We start from the raw sequence: 23,529 nt of genomic DNA on the forward strand, positions 1-23,529 counted from the left end.
GAGCGACGTAGCAGAGCGATGTGCCGACGCGTTTGAGCCAATCATCGATACGTGTCGCAATGAAGGGAGCTGGCTGCCTGATAACCGGCATTTCGGAACTGCGAGATGATGGCTGTGTAAGGTTTTGAACTTCGTAGTCTATGACGCGCAACTGAGGACCCCGCCTGGTGGCACGGCGACTTGCCGTCTTGCGCAAACAAAGAACGCGAGCGCTTGTTCCGCTCGCGTTCGAAAGTCGCCTTGGACAAGCTATTCGAATTACCAAGGTCACGAGCCTACTTAAAAGTGACCGTATTACCCTGGGATTGAGGCGCTTCTCAGTCGGTTACGACACCTACGATCTGTTCGACCTTGGTGAATTCGAGCAGAAAAGAACGGTCGCGACCAAGTATGGTGTGATCCACGATGTTGTATTCAATCACAAGTTGGGGGCCGACGAAGAAGAGACCGTCTATGTCAGGCGCGTCAAACCCGATGATCGCAATCAGATCGAAGACGAGTTGTTCGAAGCGCTCGCCTATACACGCTTCACCTTTCCGGGCCGTGGGGATACCCATTCAAGATTCATCTGGGACCGGAAATGCTTCAGCGGCGTCGATGTGATCGAAAACCCTGATGAAAGCGGCGTTTTCCGGCTCATCAACGAGTATGGCGAAGGCGAATGGAACGCCGAGGTCGACGATGAACTCGGCAACTTCGACTACTTGACGGGCGCTGATGTCGAGTTCCGCAACACGGACGAGCCTACGCCTTATAACAGGGCAGACCGCGAATGGTGCGCTCCAGGCGGTGCTCCGGAAACGAATGGCTCGGACGGGGGTTAGTATGCCGAACCTATTGGACACTCGCCATGACGCAGATCCGAACAAACACGCCAATTCCTGATCGAACCGTAATTGACCAACTGGCCAAGGCGCACGGGATAGACCCGATCTCGTCCAACCCCAGACGGGGCAGACGTAGCGGTCTCGCAGGAGACCTTGGCGAAACTTCTGCATGCCCTGAATGTGGACCTTTCCAGTGAGACCTTATCAAGGCTCGAAGCACCAGAGCCGCAATTGCATGTCTCGGAAGATCCGAGCGTCTGCTTCCTTCCGGAATTCCTGTCTAGCGAACGAGTATGGGGCATCAGTCTCCAACTCTATGAGTTGCGTTCAGCGAGGAACTGGGGGATCGGCGATTTCGACGATCTTCGAGTAATGATCGATTTGGTTGCATCGATCGGTGGAGATTTCATTGGATTAAACCCGCTCCACGCACCCTTTCTTGCAGATGCCGGACGCTGCAGCCCCTACGAGCCGTCCAGCCGGCTGTTCCTCAACCCGCTTTATATTGCGGTCGATACGTTGCCGGGCTTCCAGTTCGATCCGGATCTGCAGCAGGAAATCGCCGCCCTGCGTAACGGCGATCTGGTTGCCTATGACGCGGTCGCGTCAATTAAGCTTGCGGCCCTGCGTTCAATATGGGAGCGCTCGGTGCGCGATGACAGCGGCGACGGCGATTTGGCCGAGTTTCGATCCTTCGTCCTCGACGGCGGCGAGCCGCTCAAACGTCACGCAGTTTTCGAAGCTCTGTCGGCGCATATGGTGCAGAGCGGGTACCCGGCCGGCTGGCAGGCATGGCCAGACGAATTTCGGGATCCCGGATCAACGGCGGTTCGTTCCTTCGCAAAGGAACATGACGACGACGTTCGATTTCATATCTGGCTGCAGTGGATCACTCATCGCCAGCTTCAGGACGCGGGCACTCATGCCCGCGCCGCGGGCCTGCGGATCGGTCTGTACCTCGATCTCGCAGTGGGCGAGGCGCTCGACGGGTCGGCAACGTGGAGTGAGCGCGGCGTTTATCTCACTGACGCGACGATTGGCAGCCCACCAGATCCGTTTGCTCCAAGTGGACAGGACTGGCATCTCGCGGGTTTTCAACCTTCGCGGATCGCGGCTGGTGAAAACTCCCCATTCAAACGGATGGTCACCGCTGCCATGCGATATGCCGGCGCTATCCGGATCGACCACGCCGCGGCGCTCCGTCGGCTGTTCTTGGTTCCGATCGACGGCACGCCAGCCGAAGGCGGTTATGTCCGGTATCCGCAGGAAGATTTAATCAGGATCCTTGCAGAAACGTCTGCGCGACATCGGTGCCTCGTCATCGGCGAAGATCTCGGCTTGCTGCCCGATGGACTTCAAGATGATCTAACGGCAGCAAAGATCCTATCCTATCGGATTCTCTCCTACGAGCGCGATGACATCGGCTTCAAGCCGGCCACTGACTATCCGGTACTAGCACTTGCCTGCATCTCGACGCATGATCATCAGACGTTGGCCGGCTGGTGGCGGGGTGCTGATATCGCCCTGAGGGCCGAGCACGGCATTGTTTCACCGGACTTGACAGAACAGCATGATGCCGAGCGCCGTGACGAGAGGCGGCAATTGGTCAAGGCCGTGGGATGCGTACGTGCTTATAATACCGAAGGAAACGCAGCCGAGGCGGCCTTACATGATCTGACCGTCAAGGCGCATCGGTTTATCGCTCGGACTCCAAGTAAGCTTGTTGCTGTCCGTCTGGCTGATCTGAGCGACGAAAAGCGGCCGACCAACGTCCCAGGCACGAGTAGCAGCGGCTACCCCAACTGGCGGCCAAAGCTTTCAGTGACGATAGAGAGCCTGCCCGGGTTGCCTTTGCTCGCTGCGATAGCTTCTGTGGTGAACGAAGGCAGAAAGCTCCGTCTAGAAAGCCCTGATACCGCGCGAAGGCTCCATGCCTTCGAAGAACAATGCGAAGAAAACAACACGACCGATGCCCAACGGCTCGATGCGGTTGTCGAGAAATATGCCGCGAAAATGCCACGCCCTCTCGGGCGTCTTATCCGATGGATGCGAAAACCGGACCTGCGATGGGTCCGCATGATAGCGGGCACGCTGTTTGTCTTGTGCGGGTTCATCGGGTTTCTTCCCATCCTTGGTTTCTGGATGGCACCGCTTGGTTTGATTGTCCTCGCGCAGGATAGTAGATGGCTACAGCGTCCGACGCTCAAGGTCGTCACGTGGCTCGAGAGAAGATTGGGCGCATAGGACCATGGATCTAAAGTTCGGCGTTGCCGATAAACAGAAAGGTTAAGGGACGTCATGATTCTGCGATCTCCTGCGGGAAGATCTTTGGGATTGAAACGGCTCCTTCCACGCCGCCAAGCTCTTTGATCACCGCAAGCCACTGCTGCTGATGCATCGTGGCGCGAGCAATCAGAAAGTGCGGCATATCCTTCATGCCTTGATCATGTGCTGCGTTGAAAAGTCGGACAGCGAGGACACGTCGGTGCTTTCGGCTGGCGACGTTGCGGTACATGTCTGCTGCAAGATTTCCGCTTGTGTAGGTAGTCGAAGGGAACACCATCAGTATTGGCTGGAAATGTTGCCATCTCGGTCGACAGGATATGATCGTGCAACTGCGGAGCCCGCCAGCCCTTTGGACAGGGCAAGTGCAATGTCATCTTTGGAAGCGAGGACAACGATCGGCTTCGACAACCTGTCGGTGATCGGAAGTTGTTTGCGAAGCAAGCCTATATCTATGTCCGGTGCCGCAAGAACAAGTTGGTCGATCGACCGGACAACATCCCGCTCGCCCATCAATGAGAGCTGGCGGACGGACTCAACTGCCAGCCATGCTCCCATGCTGTGGGCAAGGATCGTCGGGAGCACACCGTTATGCGAAAGCTGAGTAAGAACTGTCGCCAGGTCGTCGCGGGAGAAGGCAGCCGAATGTTTGTCCGCGACGTATCCGGTGACTTCTGGCTGAGCTAGACGCGGTGAGATCCCGGTAGAAGAGAAAGATGCCCTCAAAGACGAAACCAAAGGCGAGCAAACCCGCGAAAGGTTGCGTAAGGCACCGATCGGCGTCTTCGCGCGCAACGGGTTTAACAGCACGAAAGTCAGTGACATCGTGGCAGAGGCGGGCCTCAGCCAGCCGTCGTTCTACCTCTATTTTGAATCGAAGGAGGCCACCTACGAGTCGCTGGTGGAGGAATTCAGAGAGGACCTGAGACGCGTCACCCTCTCCAACCTCATTGATCCATACACGACGCAGGAAGCGCTTGAGGCCCAGGTGGCGATCAGCTTCCGGACGTTTCACCACTTCATGGCGGCGGACCGGGCATTGACGGAAATCGGCTTTTTCCAGCCTCCGGGCTGTTCTATCGCAAAACAGCAGATGGTCGGCTGGGTGGCTTCCAACCATCGGGAAGAGCAATCGAACGGCATCTTCCGGCCAGGTGTAGCTGCGGACGAGATGGCACGCGTGCTCGTTGGTATGATTGATCAGTTCGCTCGTATCGACGCCAATGCAGAGCGGACGCGACTTGCGGGCGTTTGCGCGAAAATGTTCTTTTCAGGGGCCTTCGTCCTCTAAAAAAGGGACCCGTTCAGTGAGAGCGGCTGAATTTCTATCACGACATGAGAGATACCCCTGCGACCCTTTGATTTTCCTGAGCCTGGTATCCCAGACAAGCCGAGCGAGTGCCTAGATCGCGAGGCTGAAAAACGGACAGCTTAGCGCTGAAGGCGGGATCGGGTGACGTGAGGATGTCGACCAGCAGAAAGTGGTCGTGTCCATCTGGAACAATCGGCTGTAGTCCCTGCTCTAGAAACAGTTTCGGCAGTTGACAGCGTATCTGAGGAACCATCTTACATCCCCTTTGTTGAGGTCAAAACAACGAGGAGATCAATCATGAATGAGAAGAAGACAGACGGAACCAGCGATGCAGTTCGCTCTAACCCTGATGTCGCAGATGATGCTCGCGAAGACCTGAGCCATACAGCAGAAAAGGGTCTACGCAAAGCAACAAGCGGGGGTCGCTACAAGGAGGACGTGGACACCAGCAAGACGCCGGAAGACGAGCGCAAGGCGCCCCGTAACGGTGAAGGCTATCCTGGGGCGACTACCAAGTAGCAAACGCTACAGACAGTATGCCTGACCCCTCTTATGCTGATCAACAAGGATAGCCAGATGCCAATCAACGACCCCAACCTTCAGCACAAGACACCTGCGACGCGTCGTCCGAAATTCGGTGTCCCTACAATTCTGCTTTTGCTTCTGGGAGCGATCGTCATCGCGGGGCTGTTCATCTTCTTCGCGGGTTATGGCGCTGTGAATTCAGCAGCCCAGTAGATCAAGGGTGCTTAGGCCGTCAGACCAACATCGACTAAACGTGCTTGATGAACAAGCGATCATGACTTTGTGCTGTCCTTCTTCAGGTTGGCTGACTTGGACCGATCGTTTCAGTTCGGGAGGCACAAAACCTCTGTCTCAGACCTCGCTTTCGCATCTAAGAATGGCTGGCGCGCGCGATCCAGCCTCGGTTAGCCGAAAAATTCGACGATGATGACGCGGAGCCGTAGGATTGCTGCCTCGGCTACCGTTCCCCAGGTCGAGGAACCTGACGGGGTGTTTCCAGTTACTTTCCTATGAGACAGCTACAATACCGCCCAAATGTCATCACGCTCATATTTTCAGTGGCTATCTGCCTGATGGTATTCGCCGTCCAAACATGGATGACGAATCGTTTCGGCGAAACTGATACGAAGAGCAGTGTGGCTGATCCGCCGATCTAAGTCACCGCCGATCGTGCTACGGGGTCCCTTGACGTTTTCACTATTTTGGGCAAGCGAGACCTGGAATAGGTTTCACGTGCCAGCCTTACTATCCGCGGATAGCGGTGCCGCTCCGCGCGTCTGGGGGAAGCGTCACCGATGACACATTGAGTGAGTATATAAACGGTTATCTAACTTCGTCGGGATATGATGGCCTCAAAAGGAGGACTTAGATGGGTTGGAGTATTGTTTACGCGGTCACGCTGACGGTAGTCATTGTGGCGGCCTTGCGCGCCAGCGCCCTCATGAGCTTGCTATTCGTACTGGCCATTTCGGTACTTGCGACGGTTATGCTAGCTTTGATGAACTCCGACGACGATCTGCTATGGGCGAGCTTGATTGTTCCACCAAGCCTCTTGCTTGCATCGCTTGCTTTAACATCCGCTCTCGATCGCATTGCTAGGAGATCTTGGCACAGGAGCTGATCGATTAAAACTTCGCCACACCGGTCGTGATAGCTTTCGCTTTTGATTGCATGAGCATCGCCCCGAAGCTCACGCCGTCATACTGAGCATGCCCGCGACTGTGATCGCTCCAAAGCTATTGCAAGGCTCGATAGTGCTTCGTACCGTTTCCTATTACGCCTTGCCAATACACGCAACGTCCCACGTCTTGTAGTTGCGTGCGAGGGAAGGTGGAAATCCGCGAACCATTTCAGCAATTAGTGAAGCTGCCCCAAACGGCTGCCATCTGTTGCAGACTTGATGCAACTGGCGATTTGGAGGTCTTGCTACGTAAGTAGTCTCGGCGCGAGTCTTTGGATAATCCGGGAAGGCAACCGGGGACAAAAAGAGCGGCGCTACCGCGCTGCTCAGCGAGATGCCCGCGAGGGATTAAGTGTCGTGGGTGAGAACGAGAAGACTGTAGGGTTCTTCTCTCACCTGCAGGACGGTCGCAGATCGACAATTGCGGTTGTCCACATGCTCCGCACACGCTTTTCACAACGAATTTTGCGGAGCGTGGAGATCGCAGGCTGGCTTGGGTCCATCCATGAGCCGCTTCCGGAATGGTGGACGAGCCAGAACTCGTAGAGATTTTTTCTGGCGATTGCAGAAGCGTCGTCACCTGGTCATCAACACATGGAACTGCGATGCCGCAAAAGCATTCAACCGACTGCTTCGCGAATCGCAGGAAGCTTTTCGTTTAGGTATTACTCCATCGCTACACGATGAAGATTAAGGGTGCCGCGGTTCACGGCTTACCTATGGTGTAATAAATCTGTAACCGCTTTCACCTTCAGTGCTGCTGTGCGCGAAACCGGGAACCGTACTAAACCATTATTCTTCTACGATAGGCATCGGAGAGAATGCATGGCCCGCCCTCACCTTACAACCGAGCAACTCGATCGTTTGAAGGTAGTTCTCCGTTTTCTATGCCGCGAAAACAATATCAACCCGAAGAGCCACGAGGCTTTGAAACTGGCTGCTCGTTTACTGGACGAGTGTGACAGGACCGAAAGCGTTGAGGAATTGTCGCAACGGTCCCCCGCCTAAGAGTGTAGTAAAATTTGCAAGGCGGTGGCTGAGATTAGCGCATCACCCGCTGACTCGAACGAAATTTTGCGCAAACCCACCATAACCACGAGCTGCAGGGAACATTCTCATCCGGTTTCTGATTTAGGCAGCATGGACAGAACTGATACCCTCCGCTCAACATTATTGCTGGAGCTTAGAGCGCGAAGCGAAACGCTGGATGCGATCGTTGATGCCGCTCGGGCAGGAGCGGACGCAGCTGCACTTGAGGCAATTGCTTCGGATCCAATACCTGCTGACGCGTTATCGGACACTGATGCCATCATTGATGTGAACCCTCGGCATAGCAGGCAAACGAGATAAGCGGAGGAACCCTGTTCTCCGACATCTGTTATCAGCCCTGATATATGGAGGATAAAATGACCGGTCATCGCGCTCAGTGGAAGGGCCACTTGAAGATTGGCGAACTCAGCTGCGCGGTAGGCCTCTACACGGCTGCCTCGACCTCAGAGCGCATTAGCTTTCACATGATCAATGAGGCGACGAGAAATCGCCTCAAGCGCGAATTTATAGATAGCGACACGGAGGAAGTTGTCGCTCGTGACCAACAAGTCAAAGGTTTCGACATTGGCAATGGCGACCACATAATGATTGACCCTGAAGAGGTCGCGTCGGTTGTCCCTGACTCTGACAAGATGCTCGAAGCTGAGGCTTTCATCCCATGCGGCGGTATCGATGACGTTTACTTCGACAAGCCTTATTATCTGGTCCCTGTTGAGAACGAAGATACGGACGCATTCACTTGTATCCGTGATGCCTTGCGCAAGACTAATGCGACGGCTATCGCTCGGACCGTGCTTTTCCGACGTATGCGAACGGTGCTGATCAGGGCACATGGTAAGGGGCTGATCGCGACAACGCTAAACTTCGACTACGAGGTTCGCTCATCAAAAGAGGCATTCAAAGGTGTCGCCAAGCTCGAAGTCGAAAAGGAAATGCTCGATCTGGCCAAGCACATCATCGGTACAAAAAAGGCGACTTCGATCCTGCAAAATTCGACGATCGCTATGATGCCGCTCTCGCCGCGCTTGTGAAAGCCAAGGCCGAAGGCAAAGCGATCCCGAAACCGAAGCCTGTGAAAGTCTCCAAATCCAATGACCTTTTGAAGGCACTCCAGGAAAGCGCAGGATTGGGAAAAGGCTCGAGACCAAAAAACCGAAGGCCGCAAACGCCAACAGCGGAAAGAAGTCAGCTTCGAAAGCTTCCGGCGGCCAAGCAAAGAACCCTCAGAAAAAAGCGAGCTGATGCCATGGCACCGCGTCGACCCTATTGGAAAGGCTATCTCAAGCTTTCTCTTGTCACCTGCCCTGTCGCCATGACGCCAGCAACGTCAGACTCTGAGAAGGTGCGCTTTCACACACTCAACAAGGAGACAGGGAACCGCGTCGTCTCGCAGTACATCGACAGCGTCACCGGTAAGTCAGTCAAGGACGAGCATGAGGCTAGAGGCTATGAACGTGGAGAGAACGATTATGTCATCTTGAACGATGACGATCTTGAAGCCGTCGAACTGGAAACGGTCCGGACGATCGACATTGAGAAGTTCATCCCTCGCGGAAGCATCGAATGGGTCTATTTCGAGAAGCCCTTCTATCTGACCACAAACGATAAAATCGGGGACGAAGCATTCGCCGTTATCCGTAAGGCAATGGAAGCGGAGGATGTTGTAGGAATATCCAAGCTTGTTCTCGGGCGTCGAGAGCGAGCTGTAGTCTTGCAGCCGCGAGGTGAAGGGATTGTCCTGTGGACGCTTCGTTTCGGCGACGAGGTGCGACCCGAAGCCGAATACTTCACTGAGATCGATAAAAAGTCTGATCCGGACGGCGTCACGGCGCTCGAGAAGGTGATCAAGAAGCGTTTGAAAGATTGGTCGCCTGCGATGGTGTCCGACCCTATTCAAGAAAGCCTGTTAAAACTTATCGCTCAGAAGAAAAAGCTAAGAAGCCTACTAAGAGGGCTTCCAAGTCCAAAGCGCGTGAAACAGACAAAAGCAATGTCATCGACATTATGGATGCCCTCAAGAAGTCGGTGGCCAAGGAATTGAAATCTCGGAAAGCGAGCTGACCGACGCCGCTTGATGACAGTTTTGAATATTTGACGGGAGACGTGCTTGCACTATGCGGTCGTAGACATCGGCTCCCCGAAGCAAGGCAATCTCGGCTGGTGGGTTACTGGGCCGTTCAGTGAGGACGGCGGCACGGATCCCGATAAGATGATCGCGGCGTTGACCGAAGCCGTTCGGATGGGCCCGACCGTCTTGGGGTTTGAGGCAACGATGTACGTCCCCGCTAAACGAGACATCCGGAACACGCTTCAACAACGCCCAGGAGAAGCTGGTCGACCTTGGAGCGCTGGGGCAGGAGCAAGTGTTACCGCAATGGCTCTGGCCTTGGTGCCCGCAATTCTGGACAGGATCGCCGCCAATGTTCCCGGTGCGACGGCATGGCAAGACTGGACGCGGATGCCGCAGAAATCGGGTGAAATCCTGGTGTTCGAGGCTTTCGTGACAACAGGTGTGTCCAACGGCCATGCTGAGGATGCGAAACTTGCAGCCTATGCGGCTCGGGCACTAATCAGCGACGAGACCGTCGTTAGTGCTCTCGGGGACGAACCTTGTATGAGCACATTGGGGGCGGCGCTCTTGCATTCTGGAATGTCGCAAGACCTTGGGGAACTGCGGAGACAATGCCTTGTGGTAAAGCTGTCCAAAACCAAGCAGCCGCAATAACAGTAGTAATTCGCCAAAACACCCGCAGTTGGCTGCGATTTGTTCGTTTGGCAACTGTGGTCCAATATACGGATGGCTTATCCGCTTTCGCCTTGGCGACTGGTAAGAACCCTTAGCTCACCGGGATGGATTTTCACCAGGATGTCTTGCTCCATCGCGACAAGCTCACCGTCCATCACACAACGGATGCCGTGGCGGTGTCGCGGAAAATGCAGCCGTATCTCCGACGCAGCTAGAGCCGTGACAGAAGAGTTATCCTTGAGCCGCCCTCTCAGGATGTCGAAAGCAAGGTAACTCGCGGATCGAAACGTGAGGGGCGCAGCCATGTACACACCCAAATGCCCGCCATCCAGCTTCTCCGCGTACATCAATGGATCTTCGCCGAATTCGTTGTTGGAAATCGATAGCGCTGAAATCTTTTGAGTATCTTCGCTGCCATCGATCCTAAATATGATGTCGAACCGCGGCGGTTTCGCTATGACGATGGATGCAGCTTTGATGGTCGCCCAGATTTTGCTCAGGCGCGATCCGTACTCCCTCGCTTCGCGCAGACGGACCATTCGAGATCGCATACCCGCAGAAAACTGATGGATAAAGGTTTGGCCGTTAGCGGAGGCGATATCAACTGATTTGATTTCGCCGAATGCGAGCGTCTCTAGGGCGTCCCATATGTCGAGTGGCAGTTTCAGGGAGCGAGCGAATAAGTTCATTGTCCCAGCCGGAACGATGCCTAGAACTTTCCCGCTTTTCCATGCGCATCGGGCAGCCACCGAAATTGTACCATCCCCTCCCCTGCAACGATACAATCGACCGCGGGTCGACCCGCTGCATTCTTAAGAGCTTCGACAACTTTATCGCCACCCACTATGCGGCAGTCTATCTTGTGGCCAGCCGCAGAGAAGACCTCGACAAATTTAGCTTCGAAAGCCGACATATCTGTCGTCTTGAACGTGCCGCCATCCCGGTTGAAGACTGCAACGATATCCATACTACCCGTCTACGACCCAGAGTTCAGAAAGAATGCGGGCATGGCGATCCTAAGTGAAAGAACTGAATCATGAGATCCTGCAGACGATACGTTTTCTCGTGAAGCCAGCAGCCCGACCCGTCAGATCGATCTGCTGGCTGGAAGGTTGTGTGTTTTACATGTCGACCTTGGCGTTGTCGCCCATGTCAGGATGTGCGCTCGACACAGCAGCTGCTGCCATTTTGATGTAGCTGACAACGGTGCCCGGACTATCCCAATATTCCGCAGATGCCGGAGTGACTTTCAAGATCCGGATTGAGGGATCGTCTGGACTATCCCACCAAGCCTTGGCTGGCGTCGCCCACAATTCACGGATCTTTTCGCGATCATTTTGCACTTCGGCAGTACCTGAGACCGATACGTACTTCTGGCCCTTGGAATCCGCGAATGCCAAGCACACGTTCGGATGGCGGGAGATCTCCTCGTCCTTGTGGCTAGCAACGTCCGTCAGAAAATAGAAGGCGTTGTCTTCTCGCTCGCTGTAAGCTGACATAGGGCGCGCTCGCAAGTCGATCCCACTTTGCGTGGTGAGCATGCAGAACCCGATCTTGTCAGCCATATCCCAAACTCTCGAAGTGTCATCGTCGTGAAGGGGCATTCATAATCTCCTGATGTTCCGGGGCTGAAACGAGAGGAGAACTGGAAATGTTCCGTCTGGAGATCGTGCCGCAGCTAGGATGCTTGCGCTAACTGCACTGAACAGTCGTTTGCTGGCCGAACCTCCCCATGGAGTTGTTTGTCCAGGAGATCGAGGATTGCCTGCACGCCAAATGGCTTCGGCACGAAAGTCCAATCCTCCATCAACCCATCTATAACCGTTCGCCCTGAGGTTATGATGATTTCAGTCGCACGAGCATGCGAACAGACCATGGCTGCGAGGTCCAACCCGGTCAGGCCCCCAGGCATATCAACATCAGTTATCAGAATATCGAACGCCGGATTACGGCCGATCACGCCAATCGCTTCTAGGACATTGGAGGCGATTGATACATGGTAGCCTTCATCGATCAGCGCTTCGGCGAGCACCATCCTGATGAGAGGTTCATCTTCAACCAAGAGCACAGAACGCGTAGACATGGCAGGCCTCCATTGACGTCGGTTCACTCACAACTCGTCCGGACCGATGTTCGGCCTGCCCCGTCCATTATTCTTTGCGAACATATTTAATAAAATGCGAACATTTTGTTTGAAAGGGGATGCCCGCAGATGAGATTGGTGAGCAGGCCTTTCAGCGATTTGGTTGCCATGACCGCTAAAAGGTCGCCCGAGCTAGGCGGGAGCACTGCCGCGCTGCGTGCGTCGCTGTTGGGAATAGCAATGTGTAAGATGGCGCTCCTGGTCTCGGCCAAGCGGCATCCTGAAAACGATCTCATCGTCACCGCCCTGGATTCGATTGCGATGGATATTGCCTCTCTGATCGATAAGGACCAGGCAAGCGTCTAAAATCTCATCCAGACGCTCAACGGCACTTCAGGGACAGATGGCAAACGACCCGCTTTGATTGACGCGACTCGCCAGCCTCTTTCAGCGTGCCACCATCTTGTCGAAGCTATGGAGGCTCTCGAGCAAGCCCGTGGCCAAATCGAGGCGTCCGTCACTAGCGACTACTTCGGCGGCGTCGAGATAGTTGGCGCATCATTTCTGGCAGCGATGATGGCGATCGACCAAAACCTCAAAGCGGATCTGCTCACTGAGATGAAAGACCGCACAAAGAGCGGACGCGCTGAACTCAAGGCAAGGTTCGATCACGCCTTCGATAGCTTGGGTCGCGCATCGACCCGCTGAAAACCTGAAATCTCTCCAGACCGGATCATGCTGCCCGCTTGGACGTCTTCTCCAGCCGCTTTATAGCTTGCTCCAGTGATCGCTGGCCGTCGCAATAGTCCTGCCATGCTGTGCTGTCTTTCAGGATACCTGGAACGGTACGGATGGTGAAGCGCTTCGGGTCGAGACCCTTTTTCACCTGCGTCCAGTTTAGTGGCATCGAAACCGTTGCGCCTGGGCGAGCGCGTGGCGACAAAGGAGCAACTGCCGTCGAGGTTCTATCGTTGCGGAGGTAATCCAGGAATATGCGGCCGTTCCGTTGGGCCTTGGACATCTTGATCAGGTAAACCTCTGGGTTGTCCCGCGCCATTGCCTGGCAAACATCTCGGGCAAACGTTTTTCCCTGATCCCAGTTCAGCTTCCTGCCCTTCGGCACCGACAGCGGCGTCACCACATGTAGCCCCTTTCCTCCGGTCGTTTTGCAGAAGCTCACGAGACCAAGCTCCTCCAAGCGGTCTCGGATCTCGCGTGCTCCTTCAATAACCGTAGCGAAATCAACATCGGGACCAGGGTCAAGATCGAAGACCAGACGCCCAGGGACTTCAGGTTGATAGGGCCCGCAGTTCCACGGATGAAGCTCTGTACCCCCGATCTGCGCGACGGCAGCAAGACCTTCGACCCGATCAATCTGCAGGTACGGTTGCTTATCACCGGACACCTTGACCTGCTCGATCAGGTTCGAGGTTCCCTGCATCGCATGCCTTTGAAAAAACTGCTCATCTCCGATCCCGTCGGGGGTTCGAATGATTGAGCAAGGTCGTCCCTTAATGTGATCGATGAGCCATGGGCCGACTGCCTCATAATACTGGGCGAGGTCGACCTTAGTGACAGGTTCGCCGTCTAGGGCGTTAGGCCAAAGCTCCTTGTCTGGGCTGGAGATGAGCACGCCCATGACATCGACCTTCGCACCCTTGCGTAGCCGGGAGGGCTTGTTCCGTGAAGATGGAGGCGGTTTCGGTGCGTCGTCAGGCTCAGGTGCGTCAACCTCGTTAGGCTCTGCAGGTTCTTCGGCTTCGACCTCTTTCGCAGGCTTGTCCTCTCTTAGGCCTTTGAATGAGGCCTGACGCACCTGCCCGTCCGCAGTCCAGCCTGCAAATTCGATTTCGGCGACAAGCTCCGGCTTCAACCAAACAATGTCGGTCGATTTCTTTGGTGCTCCGATGCCAGTGAACGGAGACTTGGAAGTTTTCAGTCTCTGCAGTTGTGGCAATATCTGATCAACGACCTTTGCGCCGTAACCTGTGCCAACCCTGCCGACATAGACAAAGTGATCCCCCCGGTAGACACCTGCTAGCAAAGATCGAAAGGCACCGTTCGTCGTCGCATACGCCCCGATCACGACCTCATGGCCTGCGCGACACTTGGATTTGGCCCAGGTATTGGAGCGGCCAGATCTCGTATGGGGCATTGCCTCTCTTTGAGACGATACCCTCTAGGGAAAGCCGACATGCAGATTTTAGTACGGCATCACCACCCGTTTCGAAGTGCTCGACAAACCGTATGCGGGGATCGTCTCCGGCATTGGAGAGCACCTTAGCCAATCGATCCTTACGCGTAGTCAGAGGCCGATCCCGGTAATCTGTCTCGCCCTCGAACAGCAAATCAAAAGCGAAAAAAACAAGATCGTCAGTTTTGCCCTCGGAGAGAGCGGCCTGCAGAGCGGCAAAATCCGGTGCTCCGTTCTCATCCAGAGCACAAATCTCTCCATCGATAATCGCGTCCGGTAGTTTTGCTCCAGATTTTGCTATTGCTGGAAACTTGGCTGTCCAATCCAGACCTTTGCGGGTCTTCAACGTGACTTGGCCGCTCTCGATGCGCATCTGTATCCGATACCCATCAAACTTGATCTCATGCACCCATCCTTGCGGGGACGGAGGCCGCTGCAAAGTCTCACACAGCTGGGGTGCGATGAAATCTGGCATCGGCATTGAAGGAGCACGCTGCTCTGACTTCGCATTCGATTTGGCCTTCTTCAACCCTGCCGTCGTCTTAACACCTGCCGCTCGTTCTTCAGCAGCAGGCCCCTCGCTGCTGTCCCATACGGCGTCGGCTTCGACTGCACCTCCAGTGGTCATGAACGGCTGCGGTTTCTTTCCTCTTCCGGCGGCGATCGCTTCCATCGATCTGCCAGACGCAACAGAAGTGACATTCTGCTTGAGGATAGAGCTACCATCCTCGTCGACCGAGTAGTCGTCATTGTGTTTGATCAGGAGCCAGTTGGTCCGCTTTTCGCCTTCGCGGCTGCGCATCCGGACCAGCACAAAACTGCCGTGTAAGCGCTCGCCTTCAAGCGTGAACTTGAAGTCGCCTTTCGCCAAAGCCTCCTCCGGGGTTTTATTGCCCTCTGGTTCCCAATAGCCCCGGTCCCAAAGCATGACCGTGCCGCCGCCATATTGCCCCTTTGGGATCGTGCCCTCAAAATCACCGTAGTCTAACGGGTGATCCTCGACCTCAACGGCCAAGCGCTTGTCCTGGGGATCGAGCGAGGGGCCCTTTGTGACGGCCCAGGACTTAAACACCCCGTCCATCTCGATGCGGAGATCGTAGTGGAGGCGCGTCGCATCATGCTTCTGGATTACAAAGCGACGACGGTTCGATGACTTTACCTCAACCTCCCCGCTCGGTTCGGCGGTTTTTTTGAAGTCCCGCTTCGAGCGGTATTTGCTCAGATTGTCAGCCATGTTCGGGTCTTATCATCGTTCGGGACTGGATGCCGTCGACTCGCTAGCTCCATCATGACCACTCAACTTGCAACGACATCGGTTGCGCCCAATTCATTAAGGGCGGCTTGAACGCTCTCTTCCTGGTTCGCGGCAACGTCAGCAGATACCCCTATGTTCGACGACAGCGACCCATCACCCCGCGCATCTTCGTCCATTGTCGCGGCATCTCCGCCACTGATCTCGGTGCCGGACGAATTGTCTGAACCGTTGGTCTGTACAAAGATATCCGCCCGGTCGACGCCGAGTTTTTGAACAAGATGCTCGACCGCCAGGTCAGCGGCCTCCCGAGTAGAAAAGGTGGCGGTGATGGTTTTCGTGCTTGTGTCAGACATCAAGATTTCCTTTCGTTTCTACTGCCAATAAATCATGCGGTCTGCTTGAATTCACGCAGCTGATCGATCATCGCTAGGGCTTCTGCTTCTGTTTGGTCCTCGCTATGGCTCAGATGAGCAGACATTCTGACGGTGATGAGATCGCTCCCCTCACCCTTGAATTCCACGGTGACGGTCGTTTCTGTGGTTTTCGCGACATTTATGTTCTTCAGCAGCGTCGGATTAATCCTTGGACGAAGATGGATGGGCATGCATTTCTTGAAACTCGTATCGATCTAAGAATCGATCGGTCTTGCCCGGCTCGTCATCGGGATGAGAGATCTTCACATCAACATCAGAAGGCAGGCTCATAGCCTGCTCGGCATTCATTATCCCTAGCGCGGTAACGCCGTCCTCCAACTCGGCAACCACCTCTACAACCTTACGATCCATCGCTTTCCTCCTTGTGAACATGTCCGCTTCCTGAACTACCAGCTGCGCTCGGTGGTTCCCTTGCTTTGCGACGACGCAGTTGAGCCGGAACGATCGTCAGCGGCACTGGTTGTGCTAGGTCAACGGAGGATTTTGCAATGGGAACCACGACACCGAGCGACGGCGCTCCGGGCACGACCGATCAATCTCCGCGATGGGAAGGACCTCAAGAGAACAAACCCCGCGGTTACATGAAGGCGAAGGACGATCCCGATCGGGATGAGGATGCCGTTGGCGAAACGAATGCCAACCCGCAGAAAACCAGCGTGTCCGACGCTCTCAAGACGAAGGATGAACCAGATGCCTAACTCTGAAGACGATGCAAAAGGTCAATATGCTCCATCGCAAGCGGATCGAAAAGCCTCCGGCGTGCACAGCGCGAAGCCTACGGTAGTCACCGGTTCCGAAGATGCAACGGTGCACCGCGATCCGCCTGGAAAGAAGGCCGGGAAGGATTGGGATGTGAACTATGATCCCGCAGAAAAATCCCGAGGAGAGCTCTAAAGGGTCGCGTTAGCCGGCCCAAATCGATAGTGTGAGCGGGATACGGGGTGCCAATCGACTGGGAGGCACTCTCACCGTCGCGAAAGCGATCCGGCTGTATAGCGGATAGAACGAAAGTTCGAAGAGTTGTCGAGTTTCCAAGGGGCTTCCGAAAGAAGACCCCTTGATGGTTCTACCAGCGCTTCATCGCCGTCTGGGAAGTTAGCCACTTCTAACGCATGCGTTTTCGGACGCTGCCCCTTAGCTCGATGAAAGCGGACAGGTTGCCACTCATCTTTTCGGCGGGTCCACTAAGGGATTTCCAAACAAGTCGACACGCACTGGTGAACTGATACGCTTATCATTGCTGCCATCTGATAGGCGTCCGCCGAATGATCTAGCGCTGTTTGGCCGTCCAGACCACAGCACTAACTCGACCTTCTCTCCCGCCCTGATATCCCGATGAGCAATGAAGTAGCCGCGATGATCTGGAGCGCCCTCATGACCAGCCTTTTCATTTTCGAAAAGGCTGACATCGCCTGGCTTCGCTTTGTAACGCATTCCAAGATCCCTCGGTCGTATGACAGTCTCGATACAGAGATAGCGTTAGGCCCGCACTCGACAACTTGAAACATGCGCGAACTAGCAACGGGTGCACTGCCTTAAGCATCGAACGGTTGGACGCCCAATCCATTGTTAGTTCCCTCCAAACTCGTTTTGCGGAACAGAGAGCCTCATCGCCAGTTCCTAATGCGGCATGAGGAGCAAACTGATGAATGTTTCACACACACGAGTAGTCCACGAAGGCGCAGGGAAATGGATTGTTGATTTCGTCAGTGATGATGGTGAATCTGTCTCGGTGAAAGTCACTGACGATAAGCTGGCCGAGGAGGAAAAGGTCATTGACCACGCCAAGCGCATCATGAGTGAATTTGCCGACTAGGTCGATCTCCTCGTGGAGATCGGCGAGACCACCTGGATGTCGGTAGCCTAGCTGGGGCCTCATTGAATTGAAGATTGCCACTTACAACGTGAATGGGATCAACGGCAGGCTAGATATCCTGTTGCGGTGGCTCGAAGAAGACGGACCGGATGTAGTCTGCCTTCAGGAGCTCAAGTCTACGTCATTTCCGCAGAAAGAGATTGCCCGTGCGGGGTACGGCGCGGCTTGGCACGGCCAAAAGTCCTGGAATGGCGTCGCAATCCTGGTGCGGGACCAAGAGCCCTTCGTCACGCGGCGCGGCTTACCAGGCGATCCAGATGACACTCAAAGTCGGTATATCGAAGCTGCGGTCGACGGCATCATAGTGGGCTGCCTTTACCTTCCGAACGGCAACCCCGCCCCGGGCCCGAAATTCGATTACAAGCTCAAATGGTTTGACCGCCTCCACCGCTACGCCGCCGATCTCTTAGACCTTGATATCCCGACCCTTCTCATAGGTGATTTCAACGTGATGCCGACGGAGCTCGATGTCCACAGACCGGAACGATGGGTCGATGACGCCTTGTTCCGCCCACAAGTCCGCAAGGCTTACGCTGCCTTGCTTGAGCAGGGATGGACAGATGCGGTCCGGCATTTGCATCCCGAAGAGCGGATTTACACCTTTTGGAAATACTGGCGCAACAGCTTCGAGCGCAATGCTGGTCTGAGGATCGACCACTTCCTCCTGTCGCCTACTGCCGCGCAATGGCTCAAGTCAGCTTCGGTGCGCAGGAAGCCCCGGGGTTGGCCACATACAAGTGACCACGCACCTGTGGTGATCGAACTAGACGTCCCGGGAGATGCAAAACCATGAGAAACACACGGCTTCAGTCAGCGCTGCAGAGTGAAATCTCGGACTGGTTCAACACGCTGGAACCCGTCGATCCTGAGGACATGATCGGTTTGTGGAAGGGATCAGGCCACCCGTCTGGCCACCCTTTGGATGGAGTTCTTGAAAATCTGCACTGGTTCGGGAAGCGTTTTCATCCTGATATGCGGGCCGACGCACTATTGTTCGAAGGTGATCCAGGAAAGATCGTCGCAATTGAGCCTGCCTTTTTCCCCATTCGCTGGGCAGTGAGATTTGCTGGGTTCGGAAGGACGGCCCGCGCGTTGAACCTCTTCTCTCATCTGCGACCGCGGCTCAGAGCGAGGGGGACGACAGCCTCTCTCCAGCAGCGACTGGATGAAGGCGTTTTGACCGCATCAATGGTCTATGATCGGCAGCCGATCATTGATCATTTTCGTCGCGCAGACGACATCGTCTACGGTAAAATGGTAGTCGAGGGTGATCCACGTCGGTATTTCTTCAGGCTACAAAAGATCGATGACGGTCAGCCAAAGTGATATAGACCTCCTGATACTGAGGCGCCGCAAGTCAGAAGGTCAAGGCATTCACTGCCATCACGATCGGTAACGCAGATGCGGCGATTGCGGCCGTCCAGGCTATTAAGATTTTACCTACATAGGCGCGGCTAGCTTTTCTCGCATTCCACTCATAATACACGCACACTCTCCTGAAACACGGTAGTGAATATGAAGCACCACTAAATCGCGGTGTGAAGTGGCGCAGCAGTTACAGTACGCATTTAATTGGGGTCAGTGGGCATCGCTCTCGATGGATCGCATCTCCCTTCACATCAATCCAAGGATGCATGCGGCTCTCATATATCGAGCGCTGAGGTGCCGGATAACCCGGATCAGCGAACGCGCCCACTGGTATCGCATAGACACCGGGCGTATCCTCATTCTCGTAAAAGACAGTCGACCCACATTCCGGACAGAAATGATAGCGTGCCCACATACCGCTATCTCCAGTCCTCTCGTACAGCCGAGAACCTCCTTCGACTGCCACATCCGTTTTTGCGTATCGAGCCTGGACTGCAAAGGCGGATCCAGTTCGTCGCTGGCATTCCAGGCAATGACAGACTGAGACCCTTTGCGGCTCCCCATGGCATTCTGCCCGTAGCTGTCCGCACCTACACTCTGCTACCCGCAGCGACATGTTGGACCTCCACAGCGAAAAGGCACCTCAAGACTTCTTTTTAAGGGCGCTTGGCTTGTGTGCGGCCTTGGCTCCAGATTCAGAGCTCTCGACGATGATTTGAGGATCTGCCTCAGAAGCCTTAACCTCATGCCCCTTGATTTTCGTTGGGCTAATTTGCTTCTTGATTACCTTGCCTGTCGTCTCACCCTGGCTCGTTTTCCACGCCACGGTGTCGCCCTTCTTCAGATCCTTTGCCATACTGCCTCCTCCATAATATCGGCGAGCAAACATCTCAGAGGGTCTTATGGTTCCGTTGAAGCGTTCGTCACTTGTGTGAGCTATCTCACTATGTACGACATGCCCACAGATCTTGGGGCGGTTTCGTTGAAACCAAATTGTTCATAGAGCTTGTTGGCGGGTACGTCGGCAATCAAGCTCACATACGCTGTCTCCGGCATCGTTGTGTCCACGTATTCCATAATTGCCGTCATGATCGCCTTCCCGAGCCCGCGACCCTGGTGATCTGGCTGTACTGCTATATCGGTGACCTGGAAAAAGCAGCCGCCATCGCCAATCAGCCGCCCCATTCCGATAACCTCACCATCGACAACTACGACCACAGCGAAGACAGTCCCCTCAAGCCCGATCTCAGCCGCAGCCCTCGAAAATGGCGTCAAACCAGCTGTTTGGCGCAGACGCATGTAATCGTCGATGTCGGGCGTTCTTTTCTCAATCACATAGCATTCATTTTTAGTGGTCATATGTGTCTTCCCATGTGCACGCTCGGGGTACAGTCTTATAGCTGCTCGTTCAATTCCTTGAGCAACTTCCTGCGTTCCCGTCTGCGCGTGATCTGGCGTGTCAGCGCTTCGGATGCTCTAATTGCCGATCTCCCGTCGGACTTCGTGAGGTCGAATTTTCGCGTCGCGCCAATTAGCAGATCTTCAGAGCCGTAGATGCCCAGGATCGTAATCTCTATGTTTTCTGCAACGGCATCGAGTTTGCTCGTAAAATGTTCGCCTGCTTCGATCGCGTTCGCCTCAGCATACGCGATGATGCAGTCGAAAGTCCCCATGTCCGCCATCGTCCCGGGCTGCAACGGGCCCTGGCGCGTCATTCTCTGCCAGCCAGTATCGATGCCTGATTGGCGGATATCCTCTGCGTCTGTGATGTAGGCGGTGTAGGTGTGGTTGTCGGTTTTGACTTTTGCGACAACGCTTTGAATGTGCACGGGCTCCCTGCTCATGTTTGTCACCAGACAATGAGCGTTAAGTGCCCGCTCCTCGCCGTGGTTGATAACGAGCATCGGTTTGACCTGTCTTCGATGCCCTCCAACGAAGATCTGGAGGTAGACAGCCCAGATGCAAAGGGTTCCAAGGCTGGCCGCAGCGGAGACGATAGGAGCGTTCGCTTGCAGTAACTCTAGCATACGGAATTCCCGTCTCTGAAAATCAGCCTAGATGTGTGCGGAGAAAATCCAGGCCGAGCCGTGCGCTCGTCACTGAGATCGTATGACCAACACCTGGCTCGATCTTCAGATCAACCTTGAAACCAGCCGTTTGGAGCTGGGAGGCGGCAAGGGTAGACGCAAATGGTGGGATAGTTCGATCATTCTGTCCGTGAACCAGAAGAACCGGTGTGCCACTACTTTCGGAAGAAACCGGGACGGGTGGGAGAAGGCCGGAATAGCCGATTAGAGCGCCGACTTTCCATCTGCCAGACGCTACAGCGTCAAGAGCGACAATCGCGCCCTGTGAGACACCAACAAAGGCGAGCCGATCAAGTGCTTCTTCGTATCCCTCGCGCTTGATGATCTGATCGATCGTGCGATCGAATGCGTCACGTATTTCGGCAAGGCGATCAGGCCGGAGTTGATTGCCGTCGACCTGAAACCAAACGCGACCAGGTCCGACGGCCTTGTGAAATGGCGCATCTGGCGTGGCGAACCGGGTTGTGGGTAAGCTCGTCTTCCAGGTGGTTGCGAGTGGCATCATCTGCGCACCTGAAGCACCTATGCCGTGGAAAAGAATGATCAGGTCAGTTGTCGGCGGCAAGCTTGCTGAATTTCAATGTGAGATCAAAAGACAGAGGGCGCTCAACCCTTTGCGTGGAGCGCCCTCTTCGATCCGCATAGAGGCGGCGCAGCTTTTTGTCACGCCGTCTCGTCATCAATCTTGGGCGTGGGCCCTGGATGACGGCCCAGACTCCAGATTACAAATCAGAGCCGTTCGGCGGTCGTTTCGAACCAGGCGCGGTGACGGACTTCGTCCTGATGGGCCTTCATAAAGAACGCCTTGGTTTCCGGCCTGGCTTCCTCATGCTGCGAGGCACGCTCGTAAGCGGTGACTGTGTCGTCTTCGTTTGTCTTCATTGCCTTAAGAATGGTCTTGTCGCCGAACATGTCCGCGAGGGCAATCTTGCCGGTTGTCAGCATCTGCTTCATATCGCCTTCATCCGGAGCCTCTACGCCAGCCTCGGCAGCGATCTCGCGCAAAGTCGTCAGGTGCTGTAGATGGTCTTGGTGGAATTCGGCCACCTTTGCACTCAGCGTTTTGTCGTCGAGACGTTTCATCGTCGACTCGTAAGCTGCGATCGCATCGTGCTCAAGATAGAATGAGATCCTTCACGAGCTTTCCGAAATTGCTCTCGTTACCAACCATAGTGACCATTGTTTTCTCCCTTTTCCAATGAGGCAGGGGAAAGACTTGACCGTTCAGCGCGTTCCATACGTGAGGATTACCGTACGGAACCGTACGATCGGGTCCTCTCAGCAACCCAAGGCAATCAGAACGGTTCTATAAGCGCCGCCGCGTATCCGGCAACTGGATCCCTCCAGCAGAGCGCATGCAAAGCTGGATCTCGCGGTGGAACAGGCTCTGACCATAAAGTAAGCCGAGGATTTGAGGAGGTTGAAATGGCGAATGAGAAATCACCTGCGGTTAACGCGCTTGAGGCTGAACAGGCACAGCAAAGATCTGCTGGCGCTCTCGATGAAGGATTGGAGGACACGTTTCCAGCATCCGATCCAGTGTCGGCCACCACCACGGCTATCCCTTCAGGAACTGGGCTGTCAGTAAAGTCCGATGCGCCGCATGTCGACGAAGCTCTTCAGTCGATACTTGAACATCGCGATGACCCATACGTCGAGCCGCGTGAGCATCTTGCTGCGCTCAGGGACGAGGCCGAGAGTTTGCAATATCGAGCGGCAGACAATGTGAGAGACAGAATCCGACGTAATCCCTGGCAGGCCATTGGGCTCGCTGCCGCCGTTGGGTTCATCGTCGGAATTACCCGGTAACTGGCTTGAACGTGACAAGGCCGCCCATTTGTTGATGTGGGGGCCGATCTTTTTACAGCACCCAGCTCACTTCCCTGCCTTATCGTACCGAGCAGCGGCCGCCTCGATCTGAGGGCCATTCTCGAGCGACCAGGCGCAAAGTGCTTCGAATGGTTGTCTGAGAGAATGCCCCAGAGGGGTAATGGCGTACTCGACACCGATCGGCTGCGTTGGCAACACAGTCCTCGTCACCAAGCCATTACGTTCGAGCCTCTTCAGCGCGTCAGCGAGCGCCTTGTGTGTAATCCCATCAAGGCGTCGCTTGATTTCATTGAACCGCGATGGCTTCGGACAAATCACGGTTAGGATAAGGATCGTCCACTTGTCAGCGATCTTATCTAGTACGGGACGCACAACGGCCATCTCGTTGAGAGCGCGGCAGGAAAGCATTTCCAGGTCAGTATACTGGTCCATATCTAGGCTACTTAAGGTGCGTAATTGATATCAGATTTACGGCGTAT

General features: G+C 54.9%; 27 protein-coding genes and 7 pseudogenes. 16 read left to right on the forward strand and 18 right to left on the reverse strand.

What is annotated here, in order from left to right; translation table 11 throughout:
* Window positions 1–314: 314 nt before the first annotated feature.
* Together N7E02_RS07370 and malQ are read left to right on the forward strand one after the other, a co-directional pair.
* Window positions 315–734, forward strand: a pseudogene (locus tag N7E02_RS07370) (alpha-amylase family protein); the annotation flags it as partial.
* A gap of 116 nt (window positions 735–850) precedes the next feature.
* Window positions 851–3,071, forward strand: a pseudogene (gene malQ, locus N7E02_RS07375) (4-alpha-glucanotransferase).
* Window positions 3,072–3,138: 67 nt separating this feature from the next.
* Here malQ and N7E02_RS07380 read toward each other — a convergent pair.
* Together N7E02_RS07380 and N7E02_RS07385 are read right to left on the reverse strand one after the other, a co-directional pair.
* Window positions 3,139–3,442: pseudogene (locus N7E02_RS07380) on the reverse strand (manganese catalase family protein); the annotation flags it as partial.
* Window positions 3,390–3,935, reverse strand: coding sequence for an alpha/beta hydrolase (locus N7E02_RS07385; protein WP_286578663.1), 546 nt, complete (start codon window positions 3,933–3,935; stop codon window positions 3,390–3,392). The gene N7E02_RS07385 and the pseudogene N7E02_RS07380, both read right to left, overlap by 53 nt.
* Here N7E02_RS07385 and N7E02_RS07390 point away from each other — a divergent pair.
* The 6 genes and pseudogenes from N7E02_RS07390 to N7E02_RS07415 all read left to right on the forward strand — a co-directional run bounded on the left by N7E02_RS07390 (window position 3,871) and on the right by N7E02_RS07415 (window position 9,902).
* On the forward strand, window positions 3,871–4,401 hold the full coding sequence (locus N7E02_RS07390) for a TetR/AcrR family transcriptional regulator (RefSeq protein WP_286578664.1): 531 nt from the start codon (window positions 3,871–3,873) through the stop codon (window positions 4,399–4,401). The genes N7E02_RS07385 and N7E02_RS07390 overlap by 65 nt on opposite strands.
* A 318-nt stretch (window positions 4,402–4,719) precedes the next feature.
* Window positions 4,720–4,941, forward strand: coding sequence for a hypothetical protein (locus N7E02_RS07395; RefSeq protein WP_286578665.1), 222 nt, complete (start codon window positions 4,720–4,722; stop codon window positions 4,939–4,941).
* 33 nt (window positions 4,942–4,974) lie between these two features.
* Window positions 4,975–5,160, forward strand: a complete 186-nt coding sequence (locus N7E02_RS07400; RefSeq protein WP_286578666.1) for a hypothetical protein — start codon at window positions 4,975–4,977, stop codon at window positions 5,158–5,160.
* Window positions 5,161–7,533: 2,373 nt separating this feature from the next.
* Window positions 7,534–8,419 (forward strand): annotated as a pseudogene (gene ku / locus N7E02_RS07405) (non-homologous end joining protein Ku).
* A 4-nt stretch (window positions 8,420–8,423) separates the two neighbouring features.
* Window positions 8,424–9,238 (forward strand): annotated as a pseudogene (ku, locus tag N7E02_RS07410) (non-homologous end joining protein Ku).
* Window positions 9,239–9,284: 46 nt separating this feature from the next.
* Window positions 9,285–9,902: a hypothetical protein gene (locus N7E02_RS07415; protein WP_286578667.1), complete on the forward strand. Its 618-nt coding sequence runs from the start codon at window positions 9,285–9,287 to the stop codon at window positions 9,900–9,902.
* Between the two features lie 77 nt (window positions 9,903–9,979).
* On the opposite strand, the pseudogene N7E02_RS07420 reads toward N7E02_RS07415, so the two are convergent.
* The 3 genes and pseudogenes from N7E02_RS07420 to N7E02_RS07430 all read right to left on the reverse strand — a co-directional run bounded on the left by N7E02_RS07420 (window position 9,980) and on the right by N7E02_RS07430 (window position 12,006).
* Window positions 9,980–10,890, reverse strand: a pseudogene (locus N7E02_RS07420) (diacylglycerol/lipid kinase family protein).
* 154 nt (window positions 10,891–11,044) lie between these two features.
* A complete protein-coding gene (locus N7E02_RS07425; RefSeq protein ID WP_286578668.1) occupies window positions 11,045–11,527 on the reverse strand; it encodes a pyridoxamine 5'-phosphate oxidase family protein in 483 nt (160 codons plus the stop codon).
* A gap of 74 nt (window positions 11,528–11,601) precedes the next feature.
* Window positions 11,602–12,006: a response regulator gene (locus N7E02_RS07430; RefSeq protein WP_286578669.1), complete on the reverse strand. Its 405-nt coding sequence runs from the start codon at window positions 12,004–12,006 to the stop codon at window positions 11,602–11,604.
* Window positions 12,007–12,135: 129 nt separating this feature from the next.
* Between N7E02_RS07430 and N7E02_RS07435 the strand changes: the two genes are divergently transcribed.
* Both N7E02_RS07435 and N7E02_RS07440 read left to right on the forward strand, forming a co-directional pair.
* Window positions 12,136–12,372 (forward strand): hypothetical protein, encoded by a 237-nt coding sequence (locus N7E02_RS07435; protein ID WP_286578670.1) that lies wholly within the window; start codon window positions 12,136–12,138, stop codon window positions 12,370–12,372.
* 108 nt (window positions 12,373–12,480) lie between these two features.
* A complete protein-coding gene (locus N7E02_RS07440) occupies window positions 12,481–12,714 on the forward strand; it encodes a hypothetical protein (RefSeq protein ID WP_286578671.1) in 234 nt (77 codons plus the stop codon).
* Window positions 12,715–12,739: 25 nt separating this feature from the next.
* On the opposite strand, the gene ligD is transcribed toward N7E02_RS07440, so the two are convergent.
* The 5 genes from ligD to N7E02_RS07460 form a co-directional block, all read right to left on the reverse strand.
* Window positions 12,740–14,092, reverse strand: a complete 1,353-nt coding sequence (ligD, locus tag N7E02_RS30180) for a DNA ligase D (protein WP_445344455.1) — start codon at window positions 14,090–14,092, stop codon at window positions 12,740–12,742.
* A 4-nt stretch (window positions 14,093–14,096) separates the two neighbouring features.
* Complete coding sequence (locus N7E02_RS30185; protein ID WP_445344456.1) at window positions 14,097–15,434, reverse strand: DNA polymerase ligase N-terminal domain-containing protein; 1,338 nt, start codon at window positions 15,432–15,434, stop codon at window positions 14,097–14,099.
* A gap of 62 nt (window positions 15,435–15,496) precedes the next feature.
* Entirely contained in the window at window positions 15,497–15,808 is a 312-nt protein-coding gene (locus tag N7E02_RS07450; RefSeq protein ID WP_286578672.1) for a hypothetical protein, read from the reverse strand.
* Window positions 15,809–15,840: 32 nt separating this feature from the next.
* Window positions 15,841–16,059: a hypothetical protein gene (locus N7E02_RS07455; RefSeq protein ID WP_286578673.1), complete on the reverse strand. Its 219-nt coding sequence runs from the start codon at window positions 16,057–16,059 to the stop codon at window positions 15,841–15,843.
* Entirely contained in the window at window positions 16,031–16,240 is a 210-nt protein-coding gene (locus N7E02_RS07460; protein ID WP_286578674.1) for a hypothetical protein, read from the reverse strand. Before N7E02_RS07460 ends, N7E02_RS07455 begins: the two co-directional genes overlap by 29 nt.
* 137 nt (window positions 16,241–16,377) lie before the next feature.
* Between N7E02_RS07460 and N7E02_RS07465 the strand changes: the two genes are divergently transcribed.
* Window positions 16,378–16,587, forward strand: coding sequence for a hypothetical protein (locus N7E02_RS07465; protein WP_286578675.1), 210 nt, complete (start codon window positions 16,378–16,380; stop codon window positions 16,585–16,587).
* Window positions 16,580–16,783, forward strand: a complete 204-nt coding sequence (locus tag N7E02_RS07470; protein ID WP_286578676.1) for a hypothetical protein — start codon at window positions 16,580–16,582, stop codon at window positions 16,781–16,783. Before N7E02_RS07465 ends, N7E02_RS07470 begins: the two co-directional genes overlap by 8 nt.
* Window positions 16,784–17,053: 270 nt before the next feature.
* Here N7E02_RS07470 and N7E02_RS07475 read toward each other — a convergent pair whose 3' ends face one another.
* Entirely contained in the window at window positions 17,054–17,323 is a 270-nt protein-coding gene (locus N7E02_RS07475) for a hypothetical protein (RefSeq protein ID WP_286578677.1), read from the reverse strand.
* Window positions 17,324–17,534: 211 nt separating this feature from the next.
* Between N7E02_RS07475 and N7E02_RS07480 the strand changes: the two genes are divergently transcribed.
* From N7E02_RS07480 to N7E02_RS07490, 3 genes are all read left to right on the forward strand, one after another.
* A complete protein-coding gene (locus tag N7E02_RS07480) occupies window positions 17,535–17,705 on the forward strand; it encodes a hypothetical protein (RefSeq protein ID WP_286578678.1) in 171 nt (56 codons plus the stop codon).
* 67 nt (window positions 17,706–17,772) lie between these two features.
* Entirely contained in the window at window positions 17,773–18,558 is a 786-nt protein-coding gene (gene xth / locus N7E02_RS07485) for an exodeoxyribonuclease III (RefSeq protein WP_286578679.1), read from the forward strand.
* The gene (locus N7E02_RS07490) at window positions 18,555–19,091 is read left to right on the forward strand and encodes a GXWXG domain-containing protein (RefSeq protein ID WP_286578680.1); all 537 of its coding nucleotides are present in this window, start codon (window positions 18,555–18,557) and stop codon (window positions 19,089–19,091) included. The genes xth and N7E02_RS07490 overlap by 4 nt, the downstream gene beginning before the upstream one ends.
* A gap of 229 nt (window positions 19,092–19,320) precedes the next feature.
* Here the strand turns inward: N7E02_RS07490 and N7E02_RS07495 are convergent, their stop codons facing one another.
* The 6 genes and pseudogenes from N7E02_RS07495 to N7E02_RS07520 form a co-directional block, all read right to left on the reverse strand.
* Window positions 19,321–19,749: a GFA family protein gene (locus N7E02_RS07495; protein ID WP_286578681.1), complete on the reverse strand. Its 429-nt coding sequence runs from the start codon at window positions 19,747–19,749 to the stop codon at window positions 19,321–19,323.
* Window positions 19,750–19,776: 27 nt separating this feature from the next.
* Complete coding sequence (locus N7E02_RS07500; RefSeq protein WP_286578682.1) at window positions 19,777–19,989, reverse strand: hypervirulence associated TUDOR domain-containing protein; 213 nt, start codon at window positions 19,987–19,989, stop codon at window positions 19,777–19,779.
* An 80-nt stretch (window positions 19,990–20,069) separates the two neighbouring features.
* Window positions 20,070–20,492 carry a GNAT family N-acetyltransferase gene (locus N7E02_RS07505; RefSeq protein WP_286578683.1) on the reverse strand — a complete coding sequence of 141 codons (423 nt, stop codon included), beginning with the start codon at window positions 20,490–20,492 and terminating at the stop codon, window positions 20,070–20,072.
* 35 nt (window positions 20,493–20,527) lie between these two features.
* Window positions 20,528–21,160 (reverse strand): hypothetical protein, encoded by a 633-nt coding sequence (locus N7E02_RS07510; protein WP_286578684.1) that lies wholly within the window; start codon window positions 21,158–21,160, stop codon window positions 20,528–20,530.
* Window positions 21,161–21,182: 22 nt separating this feature from the next.
* The gene (locus tag N7E02_RS07515) at window positions 21,183–21,785 is read right to left on the reverse strand and encodes an alpha/beta hydrolase (protein ID WP_353622800.1); all 603 of its coding nucleotides are present in this window, start codon (window positions 21,783–21,785) and stop codon (window positions 21,183–21,185) included.
* A 164-nt stretch (window positions 21,786–21,949) separates the two neighbouring features.
* Window positions 21,950–22,400, reverse strand: a pseudogene (locus N7E02_RS07520) (DUF892 family protein).
* A gap of 245 nt (window positions 22,401–22,645) precedes the next feature.
* Between N7E02_RS07520 and N7E02_RS07525 the strand changes: the two are divergent.
* The gene (locus N7E02_RS07525; RefSeq protein WP_286578685.1) at window positions 22,646–23,029 is read left to right on the forward strand and encodes a glycine zipper domain-containing protein; all 384 of its coding nucleotides are present in this window, start codon (window positions 22,646–22,648) and stop codon (window positions 23,027–23,029) included.
* A gap of 66 nt (window positions 23,030–23,095) precedes the next feature.
* Here the strand turns inward: N7E02_RS07525 and N7E02_RS07530 are convergent, their stop codons facing one another.
* Complete coding sequence (locus N7E02_RS07530; protein WP_286578686.1) at window positions 23,096–23,482, reverse strand: winged helix-turn-helix transcriptional regulator; 387 nt, start codon at window positions 23,480–23,482, stop codon at window positions 23,096–23,098.
* Between the last annotated feature and the right edge of the window lie 47 nt (window positions 23,483–23,529).

This window comes from Terrirhizobium terrae (assembly GCF_030323265.1).
Classification (GTDB): domain Bacteria; phylum Pseudomonadota; class Alphaproteobacteria; order Rhizobiales; family Rhizobiaceae; genus Neorhizobium.